Origin of the sequence: Streptomyces seoulensis (genome assembly GCF_004328625.1) — a bacterium.
Taxonomy (GTDB): domain Bacteria; phylum Actinomycetota; class Actinomycetes; order Streptomycetales; family Streptomycetaceae; genus Streptomyces; species Streptomyces seoulensis.
On the sequence record NZ_CP032229.1, the window covers coordinates 2127868 to 2152727 of the forward strand.

Sequence of the window (24860 nt, forward strand, 5' to 3'; positions counted from 1 at the left end):
GCCCGTCCTCCGCACCGGCTCCCCCCGGCCCCGCGGAGGGGGGCCCGTCCCGTGGATCGCCATGTACCACTCGGTCGGCGACTGCTCCGACGACCCCTATCGCGTCACCGTGACCCCGGCCCGGCTGGAGCGCCAGCTGCGCTGGCTGCGCGGGCGGGGGCTGCGAGGCGTGTCGGTGGGCGAGCTGCTGGCCGCCCGCGCGCGGGGCGCCGGACGCGGTCTGGTCGGACTCACCTTCGACGACGGGTACGCCGACTTCGTCACCGACGCGGTGGCGCTGCTGGCCCGCTGGGAGTGCACGGCCACCCTGTTCGTGCTGCCCGGCCGGCTCGGCGGGGAGAACACCTGGGACCCGCTCGGCCCGCGCAAGCCCCTGCTGACCGCCGACTCCGTGCGCGAGGCCCACCGGGCCGGGGTGGAGATCGGCTCCCACGGCCTGACCCACGTCGACCTCACCGACGCCGACGACGCCGTCCTGCACGCCGAAGTCAGCGACAGCCGCGCCCTGTTGACCGAGCTGACCGGCGCCCCCGTCCAGGGCTTCTGCTACCCGTACGGCACGGTCGACCGGCGTGTGACCGAGGCCGTGCGGGAGGCCGGTTACGACTACGCCTGCGCCATCGACCCCGGCGAGCTGAGCGGCCCGCACGCGCTGCCCCGCGTGCATGTGGGGCAGAACGACAACGCCCTGCGGCTGTTCCTGAAGTACCGGCTGCACCGGCTGCGCCGCCGTCCGGTGGCGGGGCTGTGATGCGGGCGCTGCACATCATCACCGGCCTCGGGGTCGGCGGCGCCGAGCAGCAACTGCGGTTGATGTTGCGCCACTTGCCGGTCGAGTGCGACGTGGTGACGCTGACCAACCCCGGCCCGGTGGCCGCCGGGCTGCGGGCCGACGGGGTGCGGGTGACCGACCTCGCCATGAGCGGCAACCGCGACCTGGCCGCGCTGCCCCGGCTGGCCCGGCTGATCCGGCGCGGCCACTACGACCTGGTCCACACCCACCTCTACCGGGCCTGTCTCTACGGCCGCCTGGCGGCACGGCTCGCGGGAGTACGCGCGGTGGTCGCCACCGAACACTCCCTGGGCGACTCCCAGATGGAGGGCCGCCCGCTCAACTCCGGTGTACGCACGCTGTATCTGGCCGGGGAGCGCCTGGGCCGTTCGACGGTCGCCGTCTCCCCCACGGTCGCCGCCCGCCTGACCCGCTGGGGCGTACCGGAGCCGCGCATCGCGGTCGTCCCCAACGGCATCGACCTGGAGCCCTTCCGCTTCGACCCGGAGCGGCGGACGCGGGTCCGGGCCCAGCTGGGCATCCCTGAGGACGCGTTCGTCATCGGGGGTATCGGACGGCTGGCCCCCGGCAAGCGGTTCGACATCCTGATCGAGGCGCTCGCCCAACTGCCGCCCGACTGTCGCCTGTTGCTGGTGGGAGGCGGAGCCGAAGAAAACGCTCTCCGCCGTACCGCCACCGGCGCCGGGGTGGCCGGCCGGGTGCTGTTCACCGGCGAGGTCCCCGGCCTCCCCGACGGCTCGGCCGGCCTCGACCTGCCCGCGCTGACCTCCGCGATGGACGTGCTCGCCGCCCCCTCCCCGGAGGAGGCGTTCGGGTTGGCCGTCGTGGAGGCGCTCGCGGCCGGACTCCCGGTGCGCTACGCCTCCTGCCCCGCCGTCGAGGACCTCCCGCCCGGGGCAGCGCCCGACGCCGTGCGCGTACGCGGCGGCGCCGACGCGTACGCCGCCGCACTCGCGGACGTCCGCGCCGCCGGACCGGGCCCGCGTGCCGTCCCGGAGGCGGCCCGCCACTACTGCATCACCCGCAGCGCCGCCCGGCTGATGGACGTCTACGCGGCGGCGCTCACCCCTGCTCTCCCCTCGCCCCGACACCCTCACGGAGGCAGCCCCTCATGACCGACAACCCCACCCGGCGCCGTCGCACCGGCCGACTGCCGGGCTCACGTTCCCTGCCGCCCTGGTCGCTGGTGGCCGCCGGGGTCGTCGCGGGCGGGCTGATCGGCGGCGGGTACGGCCTGCTCAAGGCTCCCACGTACACCGCGACCAGCTATGTCGTCGCCGTGCCCGCCGAGCACTCCGACACCTCCACCGCGCTCGGCTTCGCCCAGGCGTACGGCAGGGTCGCCACCCAGCCCGCCGTGCTCGCCGCGGCGCAGGAGCGGGCCGGGGTGCCGGTGACGACCCTGGCCGCGAGCGTGCGCACGGCCACCTCGCCGGACGCCCCGATGGTCGCCGTCTCCGCCACCTCGGAGCGGCCCGCGCAGGCCGCCGCCATGGCCAACGCGGTCGCCGCCGCGCTCAGCGAGCAGGCCGACGCGAGCGAGAAGGCCACCCATGTCGAGCTGCTCCCGTTCTCCCGCGCGGTCCGCCCGGCCGAGCCGTCATCGGCCTCCGCCGGAGTGACCACGCTGGTCGGCGCGGGGGCGGGCGGGCTGCTCGGCGGGCTCGCGCTGCTGGTCCGGCCGGGACGCCGGGAGGAACCCGGGACCGCGCTCCCGGCCCCGCTGCCCGGCCCGGCCTACGCCGCCGACGTCCACAGCCGGCTGTGACGGCGACGTACGCGGCGCGCCCCGCCTCCTTGGCGCGTCCCGCGCTCACCACCCAACTCCTCACCGACGAGATGGCGTTCGCCGCCCTCGCCCCGGCCTGGGGCCTGCTGCACCGGCGCTGCGCCACCGCGACGCCGTTCCAGAGCCACGCCTGGCTGCACTCCTGGTGGCAGTCGTACGGCAGGCCCGGCAGGCTCCGCGTCGTCCTGGTCCGTTCGGGCCGCGACCTGCTGGCCGCCGCCCCCCTGACCCTCACCCGGCACCCCTTCCCCGCCCTGGTCCCGCTGGGCGGCACCGTCTCCGACTACGGCGACGTGCTGCTCGACGACGCCGACGACGGCCGCGCCCTCACCGCCCTGACCGACGCCCTGTGGACGGCCGCCCGCACCGCCCTGATCGACCTGCGCGAGGTACGCGCCGGGGGCGCGGCGGAACGCGTCTACGACCGCTGGCCCGGGCCGCGCCGCCGGGTCCCGGACTCCCTGTGCCTGGAGCTGCCCCCGGTATCGATGGACGAGCTTCTCACCCGGCTGCCGTCCGGCAAGGCCCAGCGGGTACGGGCCAAGCTGCGCAAGCTGTCCGCGCTCGGGGTGGCCCGGCGCACGGCCGGTCCCGGCGAGGCGGAGGCGGCGGTGGCCCGGCTGCTGGAGCTGCACCGGCTGCAGTGGCAGGGCCGGAAGGTGACGCCCGAGCATCTGCGGCCCCGCTTCCGGGAGCACCTGATGCGCGCGGTGGAGCCGATGGTCCGCTCCGGGGACGCGGTCGTCACCGAGTTCCGCATCGGCGAGGAGGTCGTCGCCGTCGACCTCACCCTGCTCTCCCCGGGCCTCGCGGGCGGCTACCTCTACGGCGCCCATCCCTCGCTGCGCGAACGCAAGGCCGACGTCGCCGTCATACTGCTGGACGCCTGCGCCACGCACACCGCCGCGGGCTCCCACGGCACGCTGAGCCTGATGCGCGGCGACGAACCGTACAAGCACCACTGGCGCCCCGACCCGGCGCCCAGCGGGCGGCTGCTGCTGGCCCGGCGCCGTACCGCGCCGCTGCTGTCGGCCGCGCTGTCCGACGCGACGGCCCGGCGCCACGGCAAGGCGGCCCTTGCCCGCCTCGGCGAACGCCGGCCCTAACGGGCGTCCGGCGTCCCGTCGAAGCGGAGGCAGACCCGGCCCCCGAGCCAGAACTCCACCCAGTTCCCCATCGCCACCTCCGAGCAGTCGGCGGGGATCTTCGCCCCGGACGAGGGGGTGGGGGTGGGCGTCGGCTCAGGGGCCGGAGTCACCGGGGCCGTGGGCGTCGGGGTCGGAGTGGGCGTGGGGGTGGGGGTGGGGGTCGGTGTGGTCAGGCCCGTGCGCCCGTACAGCGACGTCCGGTACACCTTGGCCGCCTGCGGGTTGGCAGGGCACTGCCAGACGCCGTGCGGGCAGTAGTCGGTGAGGGTGTTGTAGAGCGCCCGGTGTTCGTCCATCCAGGCGAGCATCCGCCGCATGTACTCGGGGTTGTCGCCGTTGCGGAACAGCCCCCACTCCGGGTACGAGACCGGCTTGCCGTGCGCCTTGGCGAAGTCGACATGCGCCTGGAGGCCGTAGGGCTCGGAGATCTGCTCGTCGAAGGGCATCCCGGCGGGCTGGTCGTAGGAGTCCATGCCGATGATGTCGACGGTGTCGTCACCGGGGTAGCACTCGGTCCACGGCACGGCGTCCCGGCCTCTGCTCGGCGTGAAGTCGAAGCGGAACCGCTGTCCCGGCACCGCGCGCATGGTGGCGACGATCCGGTTCCAGTACGCCTTCCACGCCGTGGGGTCGGGCCCGCAGCGGTGGGTGTAGGTGATGCCGTTCATCTCCCAGCCGAGCACCAGCACGGTGTCCGGCGCCCCGAGCTTGACCAGCTTCTCGGCGAGTACGCGGAAGTGCTGGTCGAACTGCCCGGCGGCGGCCTGCTTCAGCAGCAGCCGTACCTCGGCGTCGGAGAGGTGCTCCTCGTTGCGCTCCTGCATCGGCACGTTGAGGACGAGGGTGCGGTCGGCCTTGTCGCGCCGCCACCGCGCCCACGGTTCCAGGAAGCCGGGCGGGCCCTCGATGTCCCGCCACTGTCCGCCGGGCAGATAGGTGTGCGCGACCTTCAGCGCGGCGCCGCCCAGCCAGCTGCTCAGGGCGGGCATCCGGGCGATCCCGAGCGGGCCGGAATCGAGGAACGCCCCGAAGTCGGGACCCCGGTTGACGGGCGGGGGTGCCGGGGTCGCGGTCGGCGCGGGGGCCGGTCCGGGCGCCGTCCGCTGCGGTCCGTCCGCGACGCCGGGTCCTGCCAGGACGACCGACACGGTGATCGCCGCGACGAGGAGGGACAGCCGCCCTCGCCGGGTCCTGCGCCACTGCGGAGCCATCTCGGCCCCTCCCTCCACCCGGCCCTGCCCTCGCGCCCTGTCCGGCGCCTGTACTGACACCCAGTCACACGCACCGGGTACTCGCCAGCGCGGTTGGGGCTTGCGGGTGGCCACGGCCCCCGCCCGGGTGAACGGCGAAGGCCCCGCCGGGGTTATCCGCGCGGGGCCGCCCGGCTGGCCGCTCCCGGCCTGTCGGCGTGGCGAGCCGCCGGACGGGACGCGGCCGGAAAGGATGCGTACGGCGCCGTGGCGGTACGGCGCCGTCACCTCTGGGTGCCGGGCGCTCGGGTCCGGCACCCGGTGGTCAGCGGTGCCGGGACATGGTCCGGCCACGCCGGAACAGCAGGACTCCGGCCGCGATCAGCATCGCACCTGCGCCCGAAGTCGCCCACAGCATGCGGGAGTTGTTGCCCGTGTGCGGAAGGCTGGGCGGGGTGGTGTGCTCACCGGGAGGCGGGGTGGTGTGACCACCCGGAGGGGGCGTGGTGTGCCCGCCGGGAGGCGGTGTCGTGTGGCCGCCGGGAGGAGGCGTGGTCTCCTCGCCGCCGTACGGAGGCGGAGTGGTCTCGTTCCCGCCGTAAGGAGGAGGCGTGGTCTCGTTCCCGCCATAGGGGGGAGGCGTGGTCTCGTTGCCCCCGTAGGGCGGAGGGGTGGTCTCCTCCCCGCCGTAGGGGGGAGGAGACGTTTCTGCACCGCCGTAGGGAGGCGGAGTGGTCTCCTCGCCCCCGTAGGGCGGAGGCGTCGTCTCGTCGTCGCCGTACGAGGCGGGCGGCTTGGTCTCCTCGGCGCCGTACGCGGGCGGGGGCGTCGTCTCGTCGTCCCCGTACGAAGGGGGCGGCGTCGTCTCGTCGTCGTCGCCGTACGAGGCGGGCGCGGTGGTGGCCGGGGCGCTCGGCTCTTCGTGGCCGTAGGAGGGCGGCGGGGTGGTCTCGTCGTCCCCGTACGAGGCCGGCTTGGTCTCCTCGGCGCCGTACGCGGGCGGGGTCTTGACCGGGGTGCTCGGCTCGTCGTCGTCACCGTAGGACGACGGCGCGGTGGTGCGGGGCGCCTTGGGGAGGGCGTCCTTGACACAGGCGTTGCCGACGGCCGGGTTCAGCGCGGCCGACACATCGACGGAGCGCCCGCAGATGTCGACCGGGACGTGCACCGGCACGTGCAGGGTGTTGCCGGACAACGCGCCGGGAGAGCCCTGTGCGGCTCCGTGCGCTCCCGAATCGGCGAGCGCCTGACTGACGTACAAGGACAGCACACCCGTCGCGGCGGCGGCCACGACCATGCCCTTGCTCAGGGTCTGTCGCAATCTCGTGGTCTTCCTGCTCGTAGAAGTGGGAAGGCCGGCCCCGGAACGCGGATTCACATGGGATCAACGGTCCGGGGCCGGCCTGAACGCAGCCGTGGGGCTGGTGCCTTGCGTTATGTGCGTCAGCCGTTGACGCAGGCGTTGCCGAACGCCGGGTTCAGCAGCGCGATGACGTTGACGGAGTTGCCGCACACGTTCACGGGGATGTGGATCGGCACCTGGACGACGTTGCCGGACAGCACGCCCGGCGAACCGACCGCGGCACCCTCGGCCCCGGCGTCGGCGAAGGCGGGAGCCGCCCCACCCAGAGCCAGGATGGCGCCGGCGATGACAGCAGCGCTCTTCTTCATGGTCTTTCCCTTCTCTGCGGTCATGCCCTGTGACGGCCGAAACCGAGCGAGCACAGCTTGAACGGCTCGCACCATGACCGGCAGGCTGTAGAACGAGGAATAGACGGCGGAAGAAACTATGGAACGCGCGCCGCCGGTCAATTCACTCGAACGCCCCCAGGGAATTGACAGCATGGAGCAGCGAAAACCGCCCGGGGCACGGAAATCCGTGCCGCCGGGCGGTTTTCTCGAAGCGCTCGCGCCCGCGTCAGTTGTTGGCGACGCCGTTGCCCGCGAGGACGGAGACGTCGTCGACGAGGTGCGACAGCGGCTCGTCGTTCTTCGCCTGGGTGGAGTTCTCGGCGCACTGCTGGTTCTGCGGCGAGGACAGGACGGGGATGTCCTGGACACCGACGTTGACCAGGGCCAGCACCGACTGGACGTTCGCCTTCACCGGCAGGCCGACGCAGAGCTTGTTCAGGGAGCTCTGCACGAGCGTGGCCTGCGGGCTGAGGTCGCCGTTGGTCACGTTGTTGCCGAACGCCTCGGTGGCGCCGTTGCCGCTGAACGACGTGGTGCCCGTGTCGTTGCCGATGGCAAGCGCCTGAGGGGCCACCGCCGCCGACACGCCCATGACGGACGCGGCGACCGCCGCCGCGGCCATTGCCTTCTTCAGCATTTCGCTTTCCTTTCCTGGCTGCTCGCCAGACGCTTTCCTGGCTGCTTCGCCAGACGTTCGTTCCTGCGGAGACATCAACCCACGGGGCGCCGATTGGTTGCGGCAAGTCACCCGATCGGATCGCTTCCGGTGCACGGAGGAGACGGAATTCCCGCCGGGGCGGGCGGCCGGTTTTCCGCGCGTCGGTCGGCCGTTGGAGTGAACGGAAGCGGCCGGGAGCAACCCCGTCCCCGGCCCGGCAGTTGAGCCGGGCACTCCGATGGACGGGGTTTCTCCAGAAGGGAATCGCAAGTGATCAAGAAGGTTCTGGCCGCCGCCGCGGTCGCCGCGTCCGTTGCCGGCGTCTCCGCCGCCGCCGCGTCGCCGGCCCTGGCCATCGGCAACGACACCGGTACGACCTCGTTCAGCGGCAACGGCGCCTCCCAGGCGTTCGGCAACTCCGCGACCTACGGCAACATGAGCCCGCAGATGGCGCTCATCCAGGGCTCGCTCAACAAGCCCTGCATCGGCCTGCCCGCGAAGGTCAACGCCCAGTCCCTGGTGGGTCTGCTCAACGTCGGCGTGCAGGACATCCCGATCCTGTCCTCGCCGCAGAACCAGCAGTGCGTCGAGAACTCGACCCAGGCCAAGGGCGACGAGCCGCTGTCGCACATCCTGGACGACATCTCCGCGCTGTCCGGCAACGGTGCCGCCAACAACTGACGCTCCCGCAACACCGACGGGCCGCCGATGCGATCGGCGGCCCGTCGGTGTTTCCCGGGGCAGTCGATCCGAGGGGGGCGTTTGTGCACTCATCGGACTGCGCTGCCCCGATAGGGTCAAAGACCGCAACCCCGGCGCCCGCTTCCCCGTTGACGATCACGCAGCTCCTCCCCGGAGTCCGCCTTTCGAAGGGAACCAACATGAAGAAGCTGTGGGCAACCGCGGCCGTCGCCGCCTCCGTCGCCGGTCTCGCGGGCGCGGCCGCCCCGCAGGCCCTGGCCATCGGTGACGACCACGGCACCACGTCGTTCAGCGGCAACGGCGCCTCGCAGTCGTTCGGCAACTCGGCCACCTACGGCAACATGAGCCCGCAGCTGGCTCTGGTCCAGGGTTCGCTGAACAAGCCCTGCATCGGCCTGCCCGCGAAGCTCAACGCCCAGTCCCTGGTGGCCCTGGTCAACGTCGGCATCCAGGACATCCCCGTCCTGTCCTCGCCGCAGAACCAGCAGTGCGTCGAGAACTCGACCCAGGCCAAGGGCGACGAGCCGCTGTCGCACATCCTGGACGACATCTCCGCGCTGTCCGGCAACGGTGCCGGCAACGGCTGATCGAGCCCCCCGCAGCGGCGGCCCACCGGTTCCGACCGGTGGGCCGCCGCCGTGTGTACGGGAGTTCGCTAGGAGACGATGTCCTTGCGGGTGAAGCCCCGGAAGGCCAGGGCGAAGAGGACCAGGGCGTAGGTGACGGAGACCGAGGCGCCCTGCGCCATACCGGCCCACTCCGCGTGCGGCTGGAGGAGGTCCGCCCAGGCGAACTGCCAGTGCGCGGGCAGGAAGTCCCGCCAGTGGCCGAGCGCGGTCACCGCGTCCAGGACGTTGCCGACGATGGTCAGCCCGACCGCGCCGCCCACCGCGCCGAGCGGGGCGTCGGTCCGGGTGGAGAGCCAGAACGCGAGCCCGGCGGTGACCAGTTGCGAGACGAAGAGGTACAGCACCACCACGCCGAGCCGCCCGACCGCCGTCCCCGCCTCCACCGCCCCGCCGGTCGGCACCAGCAGCGGACCCCAGCCGTACGCGGCCGTGCCCACCGCCAGCGCGACCGTGGGCAGCAGGATCATCGCGGCCAGGCTCATCCCGAGCCCCACCACCAGCTTGGACCACAGCAGCCGGGCCCTGGGCACCGGAGCCGCCAGCAGATAGCGCAGCGAGGACCAGCCGGCCTCGGAGGCGACCGTGTCCCCGCAGAACAGGGCGACCGGGATCACCAGCAGGAAGCCGGCCGAGACGAAGAGGCTGACGGCGGCGAAGTTGGCGCCGGACGCGGTGGCCGTGTCCATCAGGGTGATCCGGCGCCCCCGTCCGGCCGGGTCCCCGCCGATCGCGAACGCGGCCAGCAGGACCAGCGGCAGCGCGGCCAGGATCGCGCCCATGACCAGCGTGCGGCGCCGCCCGAGCTGGCGGACCAGCTCCACGCGTACGGGCAGGGTGCGCGAGGCGCGGTAGCCCGGTGCCGTCTCCGCGGTCTCGGTGAGCGTGCTCACGCGGAGCCTCCGATCAGGGTGAGGAAGGCGTCCTCCAGACGCCGGTGCGGGCCGACGGAGAGCACGGGCACCTCCAGGCGGACCAGTTCCACGACGAGTGCGCCCGCCGTGGTGCCGGGTTCGAGGCGGACCAGCAGCCCGTCCTCGGTCCGTACGGCGGAGGCGACGCCGTCCAGGGCGGCCACCTTCTCCACGACCGGCTCGGCGACGGGGGTGCCGGTGCCGACGAACAGGGTGTCGCCGGAGCCGGTGATCTCGCCGACCGGGCCCGTCTGGACCAGCCGGCCCCGGTCCATGACCACCAGATGGGTGCAGGACTGCTCGACCTCGGCCAGCAGGTGGCTGGAGACGATGACGGTGCGTCCGGCGGCCGCGTACCGGATCATGACCTCGCGCATCTCGCGGATCTGCGGCGGGTCCAGGCCGTTGGTGGGCTCGTCCAGGATGAGCAGGTCGGGCAGGCCGAGCATGGCCTGGGCGATGGCCAGGCGCTGGCGCATGCCCTGGGAGTAGGTGCGGACCGCGCGGGCCAGGGCGTCGCCGAGGCCGGCGATCTCCAGGGCCTCGGCGAGGTGGGCGTCCTCGGGCGGGCGGCCGGTGGCCCGCCAGTACAGCTCCAGGTTCTCCCGGCCGGTCAGGTGGGGCAGGAAGCCGGCGCCCTCCACGAAGGCGCCGACGCGGGAGAGGACCGTGGCGCCGGGGCGGATGGCGTGGCCGAAGACGCGGATCTCGCCGCCGTCGGGCCGGATCAGGCCCATCAGCATGCGCAGGGTGGTGGTCTTGCCCGCGCCGTTGGGCCCGAGCAGGCCGAGCACCTGGCCCTTCTCGACGCGGAAGGAGAGGTCGCGTACGGCGTACCGGTCCGACGACTTGGCGTAGCGCTTGCTCAAGTCGGTGATGACCAGCGGGACTTCGGCCAGCTCGGGGTCGGGTGCGGGGGCCGTGGTGCGGCGCCGGGCGGTGAGGAGGAGGGCGAGGGCCGCCGCGGCACCGGCGAGGGGGAGCCACCAGACCCAGGAGGGCAGCGGGGTCGCCGCGGTGGTCACGCCGGGGGCCGTGGGGACGCTCAACGGGCCCTTGAGGGAGACCGTGTAGGTCGCGGGGGCGGTCGGTGAGGCGTAGGCGAGGTCGGTGGTGGCGAGGACCAGGCGGAGGCGGTGGCCCTGCTGCACCTCGTGGTCGACGGGCGGGAGGGTGACGGTGACGTCCTTGCCCGCCTTGGCGCCGGTGACCCTCAGGGGGGTGACGAGCTGGCCGGGGAGTACCTGGCTGCCGCCGGGGCCGACGTCGTAGAGCTTGGCGAAGAGGACCGCGTCGGCGCTGGTGGACTTCACGTGGACGCGGGCGGTCGGGGTGCCGGTGACACGGAGGGCGGTGCGCTGCGGCGGTGCGTCGAACTTGGCGTACTGGCCGGGGAAGTCGAGGGAGACGCCGGTGCCGAGGGCGGAGAGCTGGGCGAGGCCGCCGCCGCCGAGGCCGGGCAGCGCGGAGACGGCGGGCGGGCTGGCGCCGGCCGGGTTGGCGACGCGCTGCTCGCGGCCGGTGAGGGGGATCGTGCGGGGGTCGCCGCGCAGGCCGGGGTAGGTGTCGGCGGTGGCGCCCCGGCTGCGGGTGCTGCCGTCGGTGGAGTCGACGCCCCCGGTGCGGGTGATCCGGAAGGCGGGGCCGGTGCCGGCCGACGTGCCCTTGAGGTAGTGGTCGAACCAGTCCCGCACCCGCCCCTGGACGCGGCCGGTCTCCAGGTCTCCCCCGTCGTGGCCGCCCGCGATCCAGTCGACCTTGACGGGCGCGCCGTTGGCCCGGATCGCGCGCTCGGCCGCGTCGGACTGGGCGAGGGTGAACAGGGAGTCGGTCTGGCCCTGGAAGAGCAGGGTGGGGACCTTGATCCGGTCGGCGACGGCGGCGGGCGAGCGCTTCTCCAGCAGGGCGCGGGCGTCGGCGTCGGGGACGCCGGACTGGGCGACGCGCTGGTACATCGCGCACAGCGCGGGCTCGAACTGGGCGCATCCGCCACCGGAGTTGAAGAAGACGCCGGTCCACAGCCTCTTGAACACGCCGTTCGGGAACAGGGCGTCGGAGAGGTCCCAGTAGGTGACGGCGGGCGCGATGGCGTCCACGCGCGGGTCGTGTCCGGCCGCCAGCAGGGAGATCGCCCCGCCGTACGAGCCGCCCGCGATGCCCACGCGCGGGTCGCCGGGCTTGTCGAGGCGGACCTCGGGCCTCCTGGCCAGCCAGTCGATCAGACGGGAGACGTCGGTGACCTCGTGCGCCGGGTCGTTGAGCCCGATCCTGCCCGTCGAGTGGCCGAACCCCCGGGCGGACCAGGTGAGTACGGCGTACCCGTGCCCGGCGAGGTCCTCGGCCTGGGCGCGCAGGTCGTCCTTGCTGCCGCCGAAGCCGTGGGCGAGGAGGACGGCGGGCCGGCGGCCGCCGCCCGGGGAGGTGAAGTAGGAGGTGTCCACGCGGGTGCCGTCGGCCATGGTCAGGACCCGGTCGGTGCGGTGCGGGCCCGGCGTGTCGGACGCGGTCGCCGTCCAGGTTCCGGTGGCGGCGAGCAGTACGGCGGCCCCCAGCGCGGCGGCGGCCCGCCGGGGCCGCTTCAGCAGCCGGGGCACTCGAAGATCCATGACCCAACGGTACGGGCCGCCCTCCCCGCCGGACGGCCCCGCCGGGCTGAACCCCCGGCCCTCCTTCGGGAGTACGGGTCCGGGCGGGCGTACCGCGGGTGCGGTAGACCGGGGTGCGGGGTCAGGCGCGGGTGTCCTCGGGGAGCGAGACCAGCCAGTGGGTGTCGCGGCGGGGCCGCAGGTACAGCGCCCAGTACAGGGTGGCGACGGCGGTGATGCCGCCGGTCCACAGCAGGTAGGCGGGGTCCTGCTGGACGAGGACGTAGCCGAGGACGGCGATGAGCAGCACGGGTACGGCCGGCCACAGCGGCATCCGCCAGGCCGGGGTGTGCCGGTGGCCGTCGCGGCGGCCCAGCAGGGCGGCGATCGCGACGAGCAGGTACATCGCGGTGACGGAGACCCCGGTGACGCCGTAGAGGGTGTCCAGGTCGACGAAGCAGAGCAGCGCGCCGGGGACGCCGACGGTGAGCGTGGCGACCCAGGGCGAGCCGAACCGGCCGAGCCGGGAGAGCAGGCTGTTGACCGGGGTGGGCCACGCCTTGTCGCGGGCGGAGGCGAACAGGACGCGGGAGTTCTGGATGACCATCACGATGCCCGCGTTGACGATGGCGAGGGCGACACAGAGGCTGACGAACGTGCCGACGGCCGTGTTCGACCAGGCCGTCACCATCGCGCTGAGGTCCCCGCCGGTCAGTTCTCCCAGGTCGGTGGCGCCCATGGTGATGGCGGCGACCGGTACCAGGATGATCACGGTGGAGATGGCGAGGGTGGCGAGCACGGTACGGGCCACGTCCCGGCGCGGGTGCTCCAGTTCCTCGGAGAGGTAGACGGCGGTCGAGAAGCCCTGGGTGACGAAGAGGGCGATGGCGAGTCCGGAGACGACCAGGGCGGCGGTGACGGGGTCGGTGCCGCCGTGGGCCCCGGCCACCTGCATGGACACCAGGCTCCCGGCGCCCCGGTGGGCGTGGGAGAAGCCGAGCACCGCGACGACGGCCGCCGCGATGACCTCCAGGACCAGGAAGACGCCGGTGATCCAGGCGTTGGCGCGCAGGTCGAGCAGTCCGGCGAGGGTGGCGAGCAGCATGACCCCGGCGCCGGTGAGGGCGGGGTCCACGTGGACGAGGGGGGCGATGTAGTCGGCGGTGCCCATGGCGATGACGGGCGGCACGATCACCACGACCAGCAGCGACAGCACGAACACCAGCCAGCCCGCGAGGCGCCCGGCGAGGGTGGAGACCATGGCGTACTCGCCGCCCGCGCTGGGGATGAGGGTGCCCAGCTCGGCGTAGCAGAACGCCACGGCGACACAGAGCAGCGAGCCGATGGCGATGGTGAGCGCGGTCGCGGTGCCGAGGGTGCCGAAGAGGTCCGGGACGACCACGAAGAGGGTCGAGGCGGGCGTCACGCAGGAGAGCGTCAGCAGGGTGCCGCCGACGACGCCGATGGAACGCTTGAGTTGCCGCCGGCCGTCGCCGGTCTCTGCGGCGCTGGCTGGCTCGGCGGGGCGGAGCGTGTCGGTCATGCGGCGTCCGATCGACTCGTGCGGTGAGGACTCGGGCGGGAGCGGTATCGCCTCCGGCGGCTCGCTGTGTGTCGTACGTCTCGCTCCCGGCGCTGCATGGAACACCGACGAAAACCACCACGTCAATGGGTGTCGTCCTACGAAATCCGCACCCCCGACGCCCTACCGGCGACCGAAACAGCAACATCTCGCAGACACCCGCGCCGTTGTCGGGCGTACGGGAACCGCAGTCCGTGGCCGAAAAAAGCCGGGCCCGAAGCCAGCGAAAGCTGCCTTCGGGCCCGGATGACGGTGTCGGCTCAGTGGTTGCGCGGGAAGCCCAGGTCGACGCCTGCCGGGGTGTCGGAGGGGTCGGGCCAGCGGGTGGTGACGACCTTGCCGCGGGTGTAGAAGTGGGTGCCGTCGTTGCCGTAGATGTGGTGGTCGCCGAAGAGGGAGTCCTTCCAGCCGCCGAAGGAGTGGTAGCCGACGGGGACCGGGATGGGGACGTTGACGCCGACCATGCCGGCCTCGATCTCCAGTTGGAAGCGGCGGGCGGCGCCTCCGTCGCGGGTGAAGATGGCGGTGCCGTTGCCGTAGGGGGAGGCGTTGATGAGGGCGACGCCGTCCTCGTAGGTGTCCACGCGCAGCACGGACAGCACCGGGCCGAAGATCTCGTCCTGGTACGCCTTCGCGCTGGTCGGCACCTTGTCGAGCAGGGAGATGCCGATCCAGTGGCCGTCCTCGTGGCCCTCGACGGTGTAGCCGGTGCCGTCGAGCACGACCTCGGCGCCCTCGGCGGCGGCGCCCGAGACGTAGGAGGCCACCTTGTCGCGGTGGGCCGCCGTGATGAGCGGGCCCATCTCCGAGGCGGGGTCGGTGCCGGGGCCGATCTTGATCTTCTCGGCGCGCTCGCGGATCTTCCGCACCAGCTCGTCGCCGATGGAGCCGACCGCGACGACCGCCGAGATCGCCATGCAGCGCTCGCCCGCCGAGCCGTAGGCGGCGGACACGGCGGCGTCGGCGGCCGCGTCGAGGTCGGCGTCCGGCAGCACCAGCATGTGGTTCTTGGCGCCGCCGAGGGCCTGGACGCGCTTGCCGTGCGCGGAGGCGGTGCTGTGGATGTAGCGGGCGATCGGGGTGGAGCCGACGAAGGACACCGCCTTCACGTCCGGGTGCTCCAGCAGCCGGTCCACGGCCACCTTGTCGCCGTGCACGACGTTGAAGACACCGTCCGGCAGCCCGGCCTCGGCCAGCAGTTCCGCCAGCTTCAGGGCGGCCGAGGGGTCCTTCTCCGACGGCTTCAGCACGAAGGTGTTGCCGCACGCGACGGCGAGCGGGAACATCCACATCGGCACCATCGCCGGGAAGTTGAACGGGGTGATGCCCGCGACCACGCCGAGCGGCTGCCGGATCGCGGCCACGTCGACGTTGGTGGCGACCTGGGTGGACAGCTCGCCCTTGAGCTGGACGCTGATCCCGCACGCCAGGTCCACGATCTCCAGGCCGCGCGCGACCTCGCCCAGCGCGTCGGAGTGCACCTTGCCGTGCTCGGCGGTGATCAGCGCGGCGATCTCGTCGCGGTGCTCGTCCAGCAGTGCCCGGAACCTGAAGAGGATGGACGTGCGCTGGGCCAGCGAGGACTGGCCCCAGGTCGTGAAGGCGTCCTTGGCGGCGGCGACCGCCGCGTCCACCTCCTCGACGGAGGCGAAGGCGACCTTGGTGGTGACCTCGCCGGTCGCCGGGTCGGTGACCGGCCCGTACGTGCCCGACGCCCCCTCGGCGGTCTTGCCGCCGATCCAGTGGTTGACGATCTTCGTCATGTCCTCGGGCTCCTTGTCACAGATGACGGCGGCGGGCCGGCAGATGCCGTTCGTACAGCTCGCGTGCCTCGACCGCGGACGGCCTGGTCGCGGTCTCGGCCACAGGAACATCCCACCAGGCCGCGGCGGGAGGCGCGCCCGACACACTGTCGGACGTTTCGGTCTCCACGTAGACACAAGTGGGAGTGTCGGCGGCGCGCGCCTCGGCGAGGGCGCCGCGCAGCTCGGAGACCGTCCGGGCGCGCAGCACCCGCATGCCCAGGCTGGCCGCGTTGGCGGCGAGGTCGACGGGGAGCGGCGGGCCGGTGAGGGTGCCGTCCCCGGCCGGACACCGGTAGGCGGTGCCGAAGCGCTCGGCGCCGACCGACTCGGACAGCCCGCCGATGGACGCGTACCCGTGGTTCTGGATCAGCAGCATCTTGATGGCCACGCCCTCCTGCACGGCGGTGACGATCTCGCCCGGCATCATCAGATACGTCCCGTCGCCGACCAGCGCCCAGACGTTCCGCTCGGGAGCGGCCAGCTTCACACCGAGGGCGGCCGGGATCTCGTAGCCCATGCAGGAGTAGCCGTACTCCAGGTGGTACTGGTCGCGGGCGCGGGTCCGCCAGAGTTTGTGCAGGTCGCCGGGGAGGGAGCCGGCCGCGTTGACGAGGATGTCGCTCGCGTCCACCAGGGCGTCGAGCGCGCCGATCACCTGGGTCTGGGTCGGGATCGCGTCGGGGTCGTCGGCGGCGAAGCAGGCGTCTACCCGGCGCTCCCAGTCCACCTTGGCCGCCGTGTAGCTCGCGAGGTACGCGTCCGGCACCCGGTACCCGTGCGTCCCCAGCGCCTCGGTCAGCTCGGTCAGCCCGCTGCGGGCGTCGGCGACCAGCGGAAGACCGGCCATCTTGTGACTGTCGAAGGGCGCGATGTTCAGGTTGACGAAGCGCACGCCGGGGTCGGCGAAGAGGGTGCCGGAGGCGGTGGTGAAGTCGGTGTACCGGGTGCCGATCCCGATCACCAGGTCGGCCGCGCGGGCGAGTTCGTCGGCGGTGTGGGTGCCGGTGTGGCCGATGCCGCCCACGTCCTGGGGATGGTCGTGGGGCAGGGAGCCCTTGCCGGCCTGGGTGGCGGCGACCGGGATGCCGGTGGCGGCGGCGAACTCCGCGAGCGCGTCCTCGGCGCGGCTGTGACGGACCCCGCCGCCCGCGACGACCAGGGGACGCCGGGCCGCCCTGATCTCCCGTACCGCTGCAGTGAGTTCGGCCGGGTCGGCGCCGGGCCTGCGCACGGTCCAGACCCGGTCGGCGAAGAACTCCTCGGGCCAGTCGTACGCCTCCGCCTGCACGTCCTGCGGGAGGGCGAGGGTGACGGCGCCGGTGTCGGCCGGGTCGGTGAGCACCCGTACGGCCGCGAGCGCGCTCGGGATCAGGGCCTCGGGGCGGGTGATCCGGTCGAAGTACCGGGACACCGGGCGCAGGGTGTCGTTCACCGACACATCGCCCGCGTGAGGGAGTTCGAGCTGCTGGAGGACCGGGTCGGCGGGGCGCGCGGCGAAGACGTCGCCGGGGAGCAGCAGGACGGGCAGGTGGTTGATCGTGGCGAGGGCGGCGCCGGTGACGAGGTTGGTGGCGCCGGGTCCGATGGAGGTGGTCACCGCGTGGGTGGCGAGGCGGCCCGACTGGCGGGCGTAGCCGACGGCCGCGTGCACCATCGCCTGCTCGTTGCGGCCCTGGTGGTAGGGCATCAACTCCCGGTATTGCAGCAGGGCTTGGCCGATCCCGGCGACGTTGCCGTGGCCGAAGACGCCCCAGGTGGCGCCGATGAGCCGCTGCCGTACGCCGTCGCGTTCGGTGTACTGGGCGGCGAGGAAGCGGACGAGCGCCTGCGCGACCGTGAGCCTGGTGGTCACCGGTAACCCCCTCGGTGGTCGGGGTGGAAACTGATCCGCCATTCCCGGTCCGCGCCGGGTCCGGCCATCACGTTCAGGTAGTACATGGCGTGGCCCGGCTGGGCGATCGACGGGCCGTGCCAGCCGTCGGGGACGAGCACCGCGTCACCCGTGCGGACCTCGGCGAGCAGGTCGGCGCCGCCCGCGCGGGAGGGGAAGACGCGCTGGTAGCCGAGGCCGCCGTCCTCGATCTCGAAGTAGTAGATCTCCTCCAGCTCGGACTCCTCCCCCGGCCGGTGCTCGTCGTGCTTGTGCGGCGGGTACGACGACCAGTTGCCGCCGGGGGTGACGACCTCCACGGCGATGAGTTGGTCGCAGTCGAAGGTGTCGGCGGCGGCGAAGTTGCGCACCTGGCGGGTACAGGTGCCGCTGCCGCGCTGTTCGACGGGGACCTCCGGCGCGGGGCCGTAGCGGGCGGGGAGTCGTCGCTCGCACTTCGCTCCTGCCAGGGCGAAGCGGCCTCCCGCGCCGGAGGCGATCTGGACCCGGCTGTCGCGGGGGGCGTACGCGAAGTCGGAGACTGCCGCGAACACGTTCTCCCGGCCCCGGATCTGAAACTCGTTCTCGTCAATTTGTACGGTACATGCACCTTGCAGGGGGAGCACGATCCACTCGGTGTCACCGGTGCCGAAGGTGTGGGCGGCGCCCGCCGCCAGCTCCACGACGCGCAGTCGTGTGTGTGCCCAACCCTCCTGACCTGGCCCGATGTCGAGCGCGTACGGGCCGTTCGCGGCCTCGCCGTGCGGCAGATGGAGTCGGGTGCTGGTCATGCGGGCCCTCACAGCAGTCCTGCGGCGGTGTCCACGGCGGCGGCCACGTCGCCGTGCGCCGGGTACAGCAGTGTGCGGCCGACCACCAGGCCGCGCACGGTGGGCAGTCGCAGCGCGCCGCGCCACTTCTCGTAGGCGGCGGCCTGCTCCTGCGGGGAGCCGCCGGTCTCGCCGCCGAGCAGGACGGCGGGCAGTGTGGTGGTCGCCATGACGTCGGCCATGTCGTCCGGGTTCTCCGTGACGGGCACCTTCAACCAGGTGTACGCGGAGGAGCCGCCGAGCCCGGAGGCGATGGCGAGGGAGGTGGTGACCGCCTCGGCGGACAGATCGTTGCGCAGACGCCCGTCCGGGCCGCGTCGGCAGAGGAACGGCTCGACGAACAGCGGGAGTCGGCGCTCCGCCATGGCGTCGACGGCGCGGGCGGCGGACTCCAGGGTGGTCAGCGAGCCGGGGTCGGCGGGGTCGATGCGCAGCAGCAGCTTGCCCGCGTCGAAGCGGCTGCGGGCGATGTCCTCGGGGCGGTGTCCGGTGAAGCGGTCGTCCAGTTCGAAGCGGGCGCCCTGGAGACCGCCCCGGTTCATGGAGGCGAGGACGACCTTGCCCTCGAGGGCGCCGAGCAGCAGCAGGTCGTCCAGCACGTCGGCGCTGGCCAGCACCCCGTCGACACCGGGTCGGGACAGCGCCACGCACAGCCGGTGCAGCAGGTCGGCCCGGTTGGCCATGGCGAAGGGCCGGCCGCCCGCGCCGAGCGCGCCCCGCGCCGGATGGTCGGCGGCCACGATCAGCAGCCGTTCGCTCGCCCCGACCAACGGCCGCCGCACCCGCCGCGCGGCCGCCTCCGCGATGGCCTCGGGGTGCCGGGTACGGAGGTGGACGAGGGCGGCGACGTCGACGCGGGCGGTACTCATCGCGGGGCTCCGGAAGCGGGGCAGACTCCCGAGGCACTCCAGCCCCATGCGCCGGCCGCCCCCGCCCGGCCAGGGCTCACCGCACCGCCCCCGCAGCCAGCGCCGACGCCACCTCGTCCGGGGTGGGCATCGCCGAGGAGCACTCCAGCCGCGAGGCCACGATCGCGCCGGCCGCGTTGGCGTGCCGCACGACCCTCTCCAGGTCCCACCCCGCCAGCAGGCCGTGGCAGAGCGAGCCCCCGAACGCGTCGCCCGCGCCGAGGCCGTTGAGGACGGTGACCGGCAGCGGAGGCACCTCCGCGCGCTCCCCGTCGCGGTGGACGGCGAGGACGCCCTTGGGCCCCTGTTTCACCACCGCCAGCTCCACCCCCGCGTCCAGCAGGGCGCGGGCGGCGGCGTGCGGTTCGCGGGTGCCGGTGGCGATCTCCACCTCGTCCACGTTGCCGACGGCGACGGTGGCGTGCCGCAGGGCCTCGGCGTAGAAGGGGCGGGCGGAGCCGGGGTCGTCCCAGAACATCGGCCGCCAGTCCAGGTCGAAGACGGTGATGCCGGACCGGGCGCGGTGGGCGAGGGCGCCCAGGGTCGCGGTGCGGCTGGGCTCCTCGCTCAGGCCGGTGCCGGTGACCCAGAAGACGCGGGCGGCGCGGATCGCGCCGAGGTCGAGTTCGCCGGGGTGGATCTCCAGGTCGGGGGCCTTGGGCAGCCGGTAGAAGTAGAGCGGGAAGTCGTCCGGCGGGAAGACCTCGCAGAAGGTGACCGGGGTGGGCAGGCCGGGCACCGGGGTGACCCAGCGGTCGTCCACACCGAAGCCGCGCAGCGCCTCGTGGAGGTACGTACCGAACGGATCGTCACCGGTACGGGTGATGACGGCGGTTCCGAGTCCGAGGCGGGCGGCGGCGACGGCGACGTTGGTGGCGGAGCCGCCGAGGAACTTGCCGAAGGAGGTCACCCGGTCGAGCGGGACGCCGGTCTGGAGGGGATAGAGGTCCACTCCGATCCGTCCCATGGTGATCAGGTCGTACGCCATCGGCTCCCCTTCGCAAGGACTCGTCAGGACCCCCGGCCGGACTCTCCCCCGGCTTTCTAGTCCGGTCCGGTGAGCCCTGTCAACGTTTTGTCCAGACATTCGGACCACGTATTGACACCTTTTCGGACGGCCCGCACGCTGGCGCCCATGACGTCGATGCCGTCCTCCCCGCTGTCCCGTGTCCGCGTCGGCTCGGCGCCCGACTCCTGGGGTGTCTGGTTCCCGGACGACCCCGCCCAGGTCCCGTGGCGGCGCTTCCTGGACGAGGTGGCCGCGGCCGGCTACGAGTGGATCGAGCTGGGCCCCTACGGATACCTGCCCACCGACCCCGTCGTACTCGCCGAGGAGACCGCCCGGCGTGGCCTGAAGGTGTCGGCCGGAACCGTGTTCACCGGGCTGCACCACGGCCCGGCGGTGTGGGAGAAGACCTGGGAGCACGTCTCCTCGGTCGCCGAACTGACCCGGGCGACCGGCGCCCGCCACCTCGTCGTCATCCCCTCCTTCTGGCGGGACGACCGCACCGGCGCGGTGCTGGAGCCGGCCGAACTGACCCCGGCCCAGTGGCGCGACCTGACCGGACAGACCGAGCGGCTGGGCCACGAGGTGCGCGAGCGGTACGGCCTGACGATCGTCGTCCACCCCCACGCCGACACCCACATCGACACCGAGGCCCACGTCACCCGCTTCCTCGACGCCACCGACCCGGCCCTGGTCTCCCTGTGCCTGGACACCGGCCACTACGCCTACTGCGGCGGGGACAGCGTCGAGCTGATCGAGACCTACGGGGAACGGCTCGGCTACCTCCACCTCAAGCAGGTCGACCCCGAGATCCTGGCCCGGGTGCGCGCGGAGGGCACGCCCTTCGGGCCGGCGGTCGCGCGGGGCGTGATGTGCGAACCCCCCGCCGGGGTCCCCGCGCTGGGCCCGGTGCTGGAGGCGGCGGCCCGGCTGGACACCGATCTGTTCGCCATCGTCGAGCAGGACATGTACCCCTGCGCGCCGGACCGGCCGCTGCCGATCGCCCGCCGCACCCGCGCGTTCCTGAGGTCGTGCGGCGTATAAGCGCACCGCCTGCCCCCCGATAAACGCACCGCGCGCCCGGAAGAGCGACGGCCTGGCCCGTACGGGTCAACGCGCCACGCCCGCCGCACCCCCACTTCCTCCGCTGTGGTTCTGTCACGAACGCACCCCTCCTGTCACATATGTCTCGCGTACGCGGGTTCTCCGTCACACCCGGCCCACAGCCGCTTGCTCGTGGTCACTCTGCGTCGTTGACCGGGCACAGGCTTGGTGATCACCAGCACAGCGCCGGGCTCCCCCGACGGCCGTCCCCCGGCCGCCGCCGCGGCGCGCGCAGGAGGTGCGACTCATGACCGACCGCAGGCTCTGGTCCTACAAGGAGATCGCGGCACACATCCGGGTGCAGCCGGACACCGTTCGGTCCTACCGGAAACACGGTCTGCTCCCACCGCCGGACCACGTGGAGAGCGGCAAGCCCTATTGGTACGCCGACACCGTGCGCGCCTGGGTCGCCGCCCGGCCCGGCAACCGGGGCCGCAGAGAGGGCTGACCTCCGCGCCACCCGACCGGGAACGCCCGTACGCCTCCCCCGTGGGACGGCGTGCGGGCGTTCGCCGTACTGCGACAAAGCGGGCGTATACATAGGGTGCCGGTGAATTCCCCCCGCACTCGGCACCCCCTTGGGGAATACCCCCTAGGGGTATAGTGTTCGAAGAGTAAGACCCCAGTACGACGAGGAGAACGACATGAGCGCCCAGACCGACACCCCCGGCTCCGTCACCGCCGTCTACCAGGTGAGCGGCATGAGCTGCGGCCACTGCGAGGGCTCCGTCTCCGCCGAGATCTCCGAGATCCCCGGCGTCAGCTCGGTGAAGGCCGTCGCCTCCTCCGGCGAGGTCACCGTCGTCTCGGCGGCCCCGCTCGACGAGGAGGCCGTGCGCGCCGCCGTCGACGAGGCCGGCTTCGAGCTGACCGGCCGGGCCTGAGCGAGAAACCCTTCCCCGACCGGGCCGTACCGACCAGCTCATACTGGATTCCGTAAGGTCCGGTCCGATGTCTGGAGTCCGGGCATGACCAGCACCACCGCAGAGACAGGGCGTACGGCGCCCATAGCGGACGAGAACCGGGTCGAGCTGCTCATCGGCGGCATGACTTGCGCGTCCTGCGCCGCGCGGGTGGAGAAGAAGCTCAACCGCATGGACGGCGTGAGCGCCACCGTGAACTACGCGACGGAGAAGGCGAAGGTCAGCTTCGGCGACGGCGTCCATGTCGCGGACCTGATCGCGGTCGTCGAGAAGACCGGGTACACCGCCGAGGAACCCCCGCCCCCGGAGCCGGAACCGGCCATCGGCGCGGACGGGTCCGCCGGGCCGGCCGAGCGCGACCCCGAACTGGCCGCGCTGCGGCAGCGGCTGCTGGTCTCCGCCCTGCTCGCCGTGCCCGTGATCCTGATGGCCATGGTCCCGCCGCTCCAGTTCGACAACTGGCAGTGGCTCTCGCTGACCCTCGCCGCGCCCGTGGTCGTCTGGGGCGGGTGGCCCTTCCACCGGGCCGCCTGGACCAACCTGCGGCACGGCGCGGCCACCATGGACACCCTGGTCTCGGTCGGCACACTCGCCGCGTTCGGCTGGTCGCTGTGGGCCCTGTTCTTCGGCCACGCGGGCATGCCCGGCATGCGGCACGCCTTCACCTTCACCGTCGCCCGCTCCGAGGGCACCTCCGTCATCTACCTGGAGGTCGCCGCCGGGGTCGTCGCGCTGATCCTGCTCGGCCGCTATCTGGAGGCCCGCTCCAAGCGCCGGGCCGGTGCCGCGCTGCGGGCGCTGATGGAGCTGGGCGCCAAGGACGTGACCGTACTGCGGGACGGGCGCGAGACGCGGATACCGGTCGGCTCGCTCGCCGTGGGCGACCGGTTCGTGGTGCGGCCCGGCGAGAAGATCGCCACCGACGGCACGGTGCTGGAGGGCACCTCCGCCGTGGACGCCTCCATGCTGACCGGCGAGTCCGTGCCGGTCGACGTCTCCCCCGGCGACCAGGTCACCGGCGCCACCGTCAACGCGGGCGGACGGCTGCTGGTCGAGGCGGACCGGGTCGGCGGGGACACCCAGCTGGCCCGGATGGCCCGGCTGGTGGAGGACGCGCAGAACGGCAAGGCCGAGGTGCAGCGTCTTGCCGACCGGATCTCGGGTGTGTTCGTGCCCGTGGTCATCCTGATCGCGCTGGGCACCTTCGGCGTCTGGCTGGGCGTCACCGGGGACACGGTCGCCGCGTTCACCGCCGCCGTCGCCGTACTGATCATCGCCTGCCCCTGCGCCCTGGGCCTCGCCACCCCGACCGCGCTGATGGTCGGCACCGGGCGGGGCGCGCAGCTCGGCATCCTCATCAAGGGCCCCGAGGTGCTGGAGTCCACCCGGCGCGTGGACACCGTCGTGCTGGACAAGACCGGCACCGTCACCACCGGGCGGATGACGCTCCAGGAGGTGTACACCGCCCCCGGCGAGGACGAGAAGCAGGTGCTGCGGCTGGTCGGCGCCCTGGAGCACGCCTCCGAGCACCCCGTCGCCCGCGCCGTGGCGGAGGGCGCCGAGGAGCGCGTCGGCACGCTGCCCCCGGCCGAGCACTTCGAGAACGTCCCGGGCCGGGGCGTACGCGGCCGTGTGGACGGCCACGAGGTGGCCGCCGGACGGCTCTGGGACGACCTGCCCGGGGACCTGGCCGCCGCGCGCTCCCGGGCCGAACAGGAGGGCCGTACGGCCGTCGTGGCGGGCTGGGACGGCGTGCCGCGCGCGGTGCTCGCCGTCGCGGACGCGGTGAAGGACACCAGCGCCGAGGCGGTACGCGAACTGCGCGCGCTCGGTCTGACGCCGGTGCTGCTCACCGGGGACAACCGCACGGTCGCCGAGGCGGTCGCGCGCGAGGTCGGCATCGACGAGGTCGTCGCCGAGGTGCTGCCCGAGGACAAGGTGGACGTGGTCCAAAAGCTGCAACGCGAGGGACGCACCGTCGCCATGGTCGGGGACGGGGTGAACGACGCGGCCGCGCTCGCCACCGCCGACCTCGGTCTCGCCATGGGCACCGGCACCGACGCGGCGATCGAGGCCGGGGACCTCACCCTGGTCCGGGGTGACCTGCGGGTGGCCGCCGACGCCATCCGGCTCTCCCGGCGCACCCTGGCCACCATCAAGGGCAATCTGGTGTGGGCCTTCGGCTACAACGTCGCCGCGCTGCCGCTGGCCGCCGCCGGACTGCTGAACCCGATGATCGCGGGGGCGGCGATGGCCTTCTCCTCGGTGTTCGTGGTGACCAACAGCCTGCGGCTGCGCCGGTTCCGCTGAAGCGGGCCAGGAAGTGCCGTGAGTGGCCGGAAGAAGTCCCCCGAGGAGAAGTAAGAGTCCCTCTGGAGTCCGGCCCCTGCCTCACATATCCTCTTCACAAGGCTCGCGCATCTTCCTTACGCTTGGGTCCCGATCGCCGTATCGGGGCTCTTGCGCACCTATGGGACGTATGCAAGAGACGCAAGTCACAGTGACGCGAACGTAACCATCGAAGGGGTTCGAAGGTCTAAGTTGGCGGTGTCAGTCCAGCGTCTTGGGGGGCGCCGGCTGGCATCTGGAGTCGTCTTGGGGGACTTCTCCGGATGGGGGTACCCCCTGCTCGAACGAAGTTGAGAGCTTGGGGGAGCGTAGCCGGGGCACGTACACCGGGAAGCTTTGAGCGGCCCTCCCAGCGTGCGCTGTCCCGGCAGACCGCACACACGTTT

The 24860-nt window shown here is 73.0% G+C and carries 22 protein-coding genes; 10 read left to right on the forward strand and 12 right to left on the reverse strand.

The features are described from left to right. The first annotated feature begins 61 nt into the window (after nt 1-61). Genes D0Z67_RS09975 through D0Z67_RS09990 form a run of 4 tightly spaced genes read left to right on the forward strand, consistent with a single transcriptional unit; the run spans nt 62 to nt 3688 of the window. Nucleotides 62-751, forward strand: a complete 690-nt coding sequence (locus D0Z67_RS09975) for a polysaccharide deacetylase family protein (RefSeq protein WP_037775462.1) — start codon at nt 62-64, stop codon at nt 749-751. Next, nucleotides 751-1908, forward strand: a complete 1158-nt coding sequence (locus tag D0Z67_RS09980; protein WP_031182370.1) for a glycosyltransferase — start codon at nt 751-753, stop codon at nt 1906-1908. Before D0Z67_RS09975 ends, D0Z67_RS09980 begins: the two co-directional genes overlap by 1 nt. Then, complete coding sequence (locus D0Z67_RS09985) at nt 1905-2561, forward strand: YveK family protein (protein WP_031182371.1); 657 nt, start codon at nt 1905-1907, stop codon at nt 2559-2561. Before D0Z67_RS09980 ends, D0Z67_RS09985 begins: the two co-directional genes overlap by 4 nt. After that, a complete protein-coding gene (locus tag D0Z67_RS09990; protein WP_031182372.1) occupies nt 2558-3688 on the forward strand; it encodes a GNAT family N-acetyltransferase in 1131 nt (376 codons plus the stop codon). The genes D0Z67_RS09985 and D0Z67_RS09990 overlap by 4 nt, the downstream gene beginning before the upstream one ends. On the opposite strand, the gene D0Z67_RS09995 is transcribed toward D0Z67_RS09990, so the two are convergent. From D0Z67_RS09995 to D0Z67_RS10010, 4 genes are all read right to left on the reverse strand, one after another. Next, a complete protein-coding gene (locus D0Z67_RS09995) occupies nt 3685-4941 on the reverse strand; it encodes a glycoside hydrolase family 26 protein (protein WP_031182373.1) in 1257 nt (418 codons plus the stop codon). The genes D0Z67_RS09990 and D0Z67_RS09995 overlap by 4 nt on opposite strands. 304 nt (nt 4942-5245) lie before the next feature. After that, nucleotides 5246-6241: a chaplin gene (locus D0Z67_RS10000; RefSeq protein ID WP_031182374.1), complete on the reverse strand. Its 996-nt coding sequence runs from the start codon at nt 6239-6241 to the stop codon at nt 5246-5248. 122 nt (nt 6242-6363) lie between these two features. Then, the gene (chpD, locus tag D0Z67_RS10005; RefSeq protein ID WP_031182375.1) at nt 6364-6591 is read right to left on the reverse strand and encodes a chaplin ChpD; all 228 of its coding nucleotides are present in this window, start codon (nt 6589-6591) and stop codon (nt 6364-6366) included. Between the two features lie 247 nt (nt 6592-6838). Beyond that, on the reverse strand, nt 6839-7249 hold the full coding sequence (locus D0Z67_RS10010; RefSeq protein ID WP_031182376.1) for a rodlin: 411 nt from the start codon (nt 7247-7249) through the stop codon (nt 6839-6841). Nucleotides 7250-7540: 291 nt separating this feature from the next. On the opposite strand from D0Z67_RS10010, the gene D0Z67_RS10015 reads away from it, so the two are divergent. Both D0Z67_RS10015 and D0Z67_RS10020 read left to right on the forward strand, forming a co-directional pair. Beyond that, the gene (locus D0Z67_RS10015) at nt 7541-7951 is read left to right on the forward strand and encodes a rodlin (RefSeq protein WP_131589630.1); all 411 of its coding nucleotides are present in this window, start codon (nt 7541-7543) and stop codon (nt 7949-7951) included. 200 nt (nt 7952-8151) lie between these two features. Beyond that, complete coding sequence (locus tag D0Z67_RS10020; RefSeq protein WP_131589631.1) at nt 8152-8559, forward strand: rodlin; 408 nt, start codon at nt 8152-8154, stop codon at nt 8557-8559. 68 nt (nt 8560-8627) lie between these two features. On the opposite strand, the gene D0Z67_RS10025 is transcribed toward D0Z67_RS10020, so the two are convergent. The 8 genes from D0Z67_RS10025 to iolC form a co-directional block, all read right to left on the reverse strand. Further along, the gene (locus D0Z67_RS10025; RefSeq protein ID WP_131589632.1) at nt 8628-9491 is read right to left on the reverse strand and encodes an ABC transporter permease; all 864 of its coding nucleotides are present in this window, start codon (nt 9489-9491) and stop codon (nt 8628-8630) included. Next, the gene (locus tag D0Z67_RS10030; protein WP_031182379.1) at nt 9488-12118 is read right to left on the reverse strand and encodes an alpha/beta fold hydrolase; all 2631 of its coding nucleotides are present in this window, start codon (nt 12116-12118) and stop codon (nt 9488-9490) included. Before D0Z67_RS10030 ends, D0Z67_RS10025 begins: the two co-directional genes overlap by 4 nt. Before the next feature lie 121 nt (nt 12119-12239). Further along, the gene (locus D0Z67_RS10035; RefSeq protein WP_031182380.1) at nt 12240-13640 is read right to left on the reverse strand and encodes an APC family permease; all 1401 of its coding nucleotides are present in this window, start codon (nt 13638-13640) and stop codon (nt 12240-12242) included. A gap of 299 nt (nt 13641-13939) precedes the next feature. Further along, entirely contained in the window at nt 13940-15442 is a 1503-nt protein-coding gene (gene mmsA, locus D0Z67_RS10040) for a CoA-acylating methylmalonate-semialdehyde dehydrogenase (RefSeq protein WP_031182381.1), read from the reverse strand. A gap of 16 nt (nt 15443-15458) precedes the next feature. Continuing rightward, complete coding sequence (iolD, locus tag D0Z67_RS10045) at nt 15459-17336, reverse strand: 3D-(3,5/4)-trihydroxycyclohexane-1,2-dione acylhydrolase (decyclizing) (RefSeq protein WP_031182382.1); 1878 nt, start codon at nt 17334-17336, stop codon at nt 15459-15461. Then, on the reverse strand, nt 17333-18145 hold the full coding sequence (gene iolB, locus D0Z67_RS10050) for a 5-deoxy-glucuronate isomerase (RefSeq protein WP_031182383.1): 813 nt from the start codon (nt 18143-18145) through the stop codon (nt 17333-17335). The genes iolD and iolB overlap by 4 nt, the downstream gene beginning before the upstream one ends. 8 nt (nt 18146-18153) lie before the next feature. Then, entirely contained in the window at nt 18154-19053 is a 900-nt protein-coding gene (locus D0Z67_RS10055) for a Cgl0159 family (beta/alpha)8-fold protein (RefSeq protein WP_031182384.1), read from the reverse strand. Nucleotides 19054-19129: 76 nt separating this feature from the next. Then, nucleotides 19130-20080: a 5-dehydro-2-deoxygluconokinase gene (gene iolC / locus D0Z67_RS10060; protein WP_031182385.1), complete on the reverse strand. Its 951-nt coding sequence runs from the start codon at nt 20078-20080 to the stop codon at nt 19130-19132. A 147-nt stretch (nt 20081-20227) separates the two neighbouring features. Between iolC and D0Z67_RS10065 the strand changes: the two genes are divergently transcribed. The 4 genes from D0Z67_RS10065 (at nt 20228) to D0Z67_RS10080 (ending at nt 24435) form a co-directional block, all read left to right on the forward strand. Next, nucleotides 20228-21142 (forward strand): sugar phosphate isomerase/epimerase family protein, encoded by a 915-nt coding sequence (locus tag D0Z67_RS10065; RefSeq protein WP_031182386.1) that lies wholly within the window; start codon nt 20228-20230, stop codon nt 21140-21142. Between the two features lie 307 nt (nt 21143-21449). Continuing rightward, nucleotides 21450-21650, forward strand: coding sequence for a helix-turn-helix transcriptional regulator (locus D0Z67_RS10070; protein ID WP_031182387.1), 201 nt, complete (start codon nt 21450-21452; stop codon nt 21648-21650). Between the two features lie 196 nt (nt 21651-21846). Next, entirely contained in the window at nt 21847-22086 is a 240-nt protein-coding gene (locus tag D0Z67_RS10075) for a heavy-metal-associated domain-containing protein (RefSeq protein ID WP_031182388.1), read from the forward strand. Between the two features lie 84 nt (nt 22087-22170). Beyond that, on the forward strand, nt 22171-24435 hold the full coding sequence (locus D0Z67_RS10080; protein WP_031182389.1) for a heavy metal translocating P-type ATPase: 2265 nt from the start codon (nt 22171-22173) through the stop codon (nt 24433-24435). Nucleotides 24436-24860: the final 425 nt, after the last annotated feature.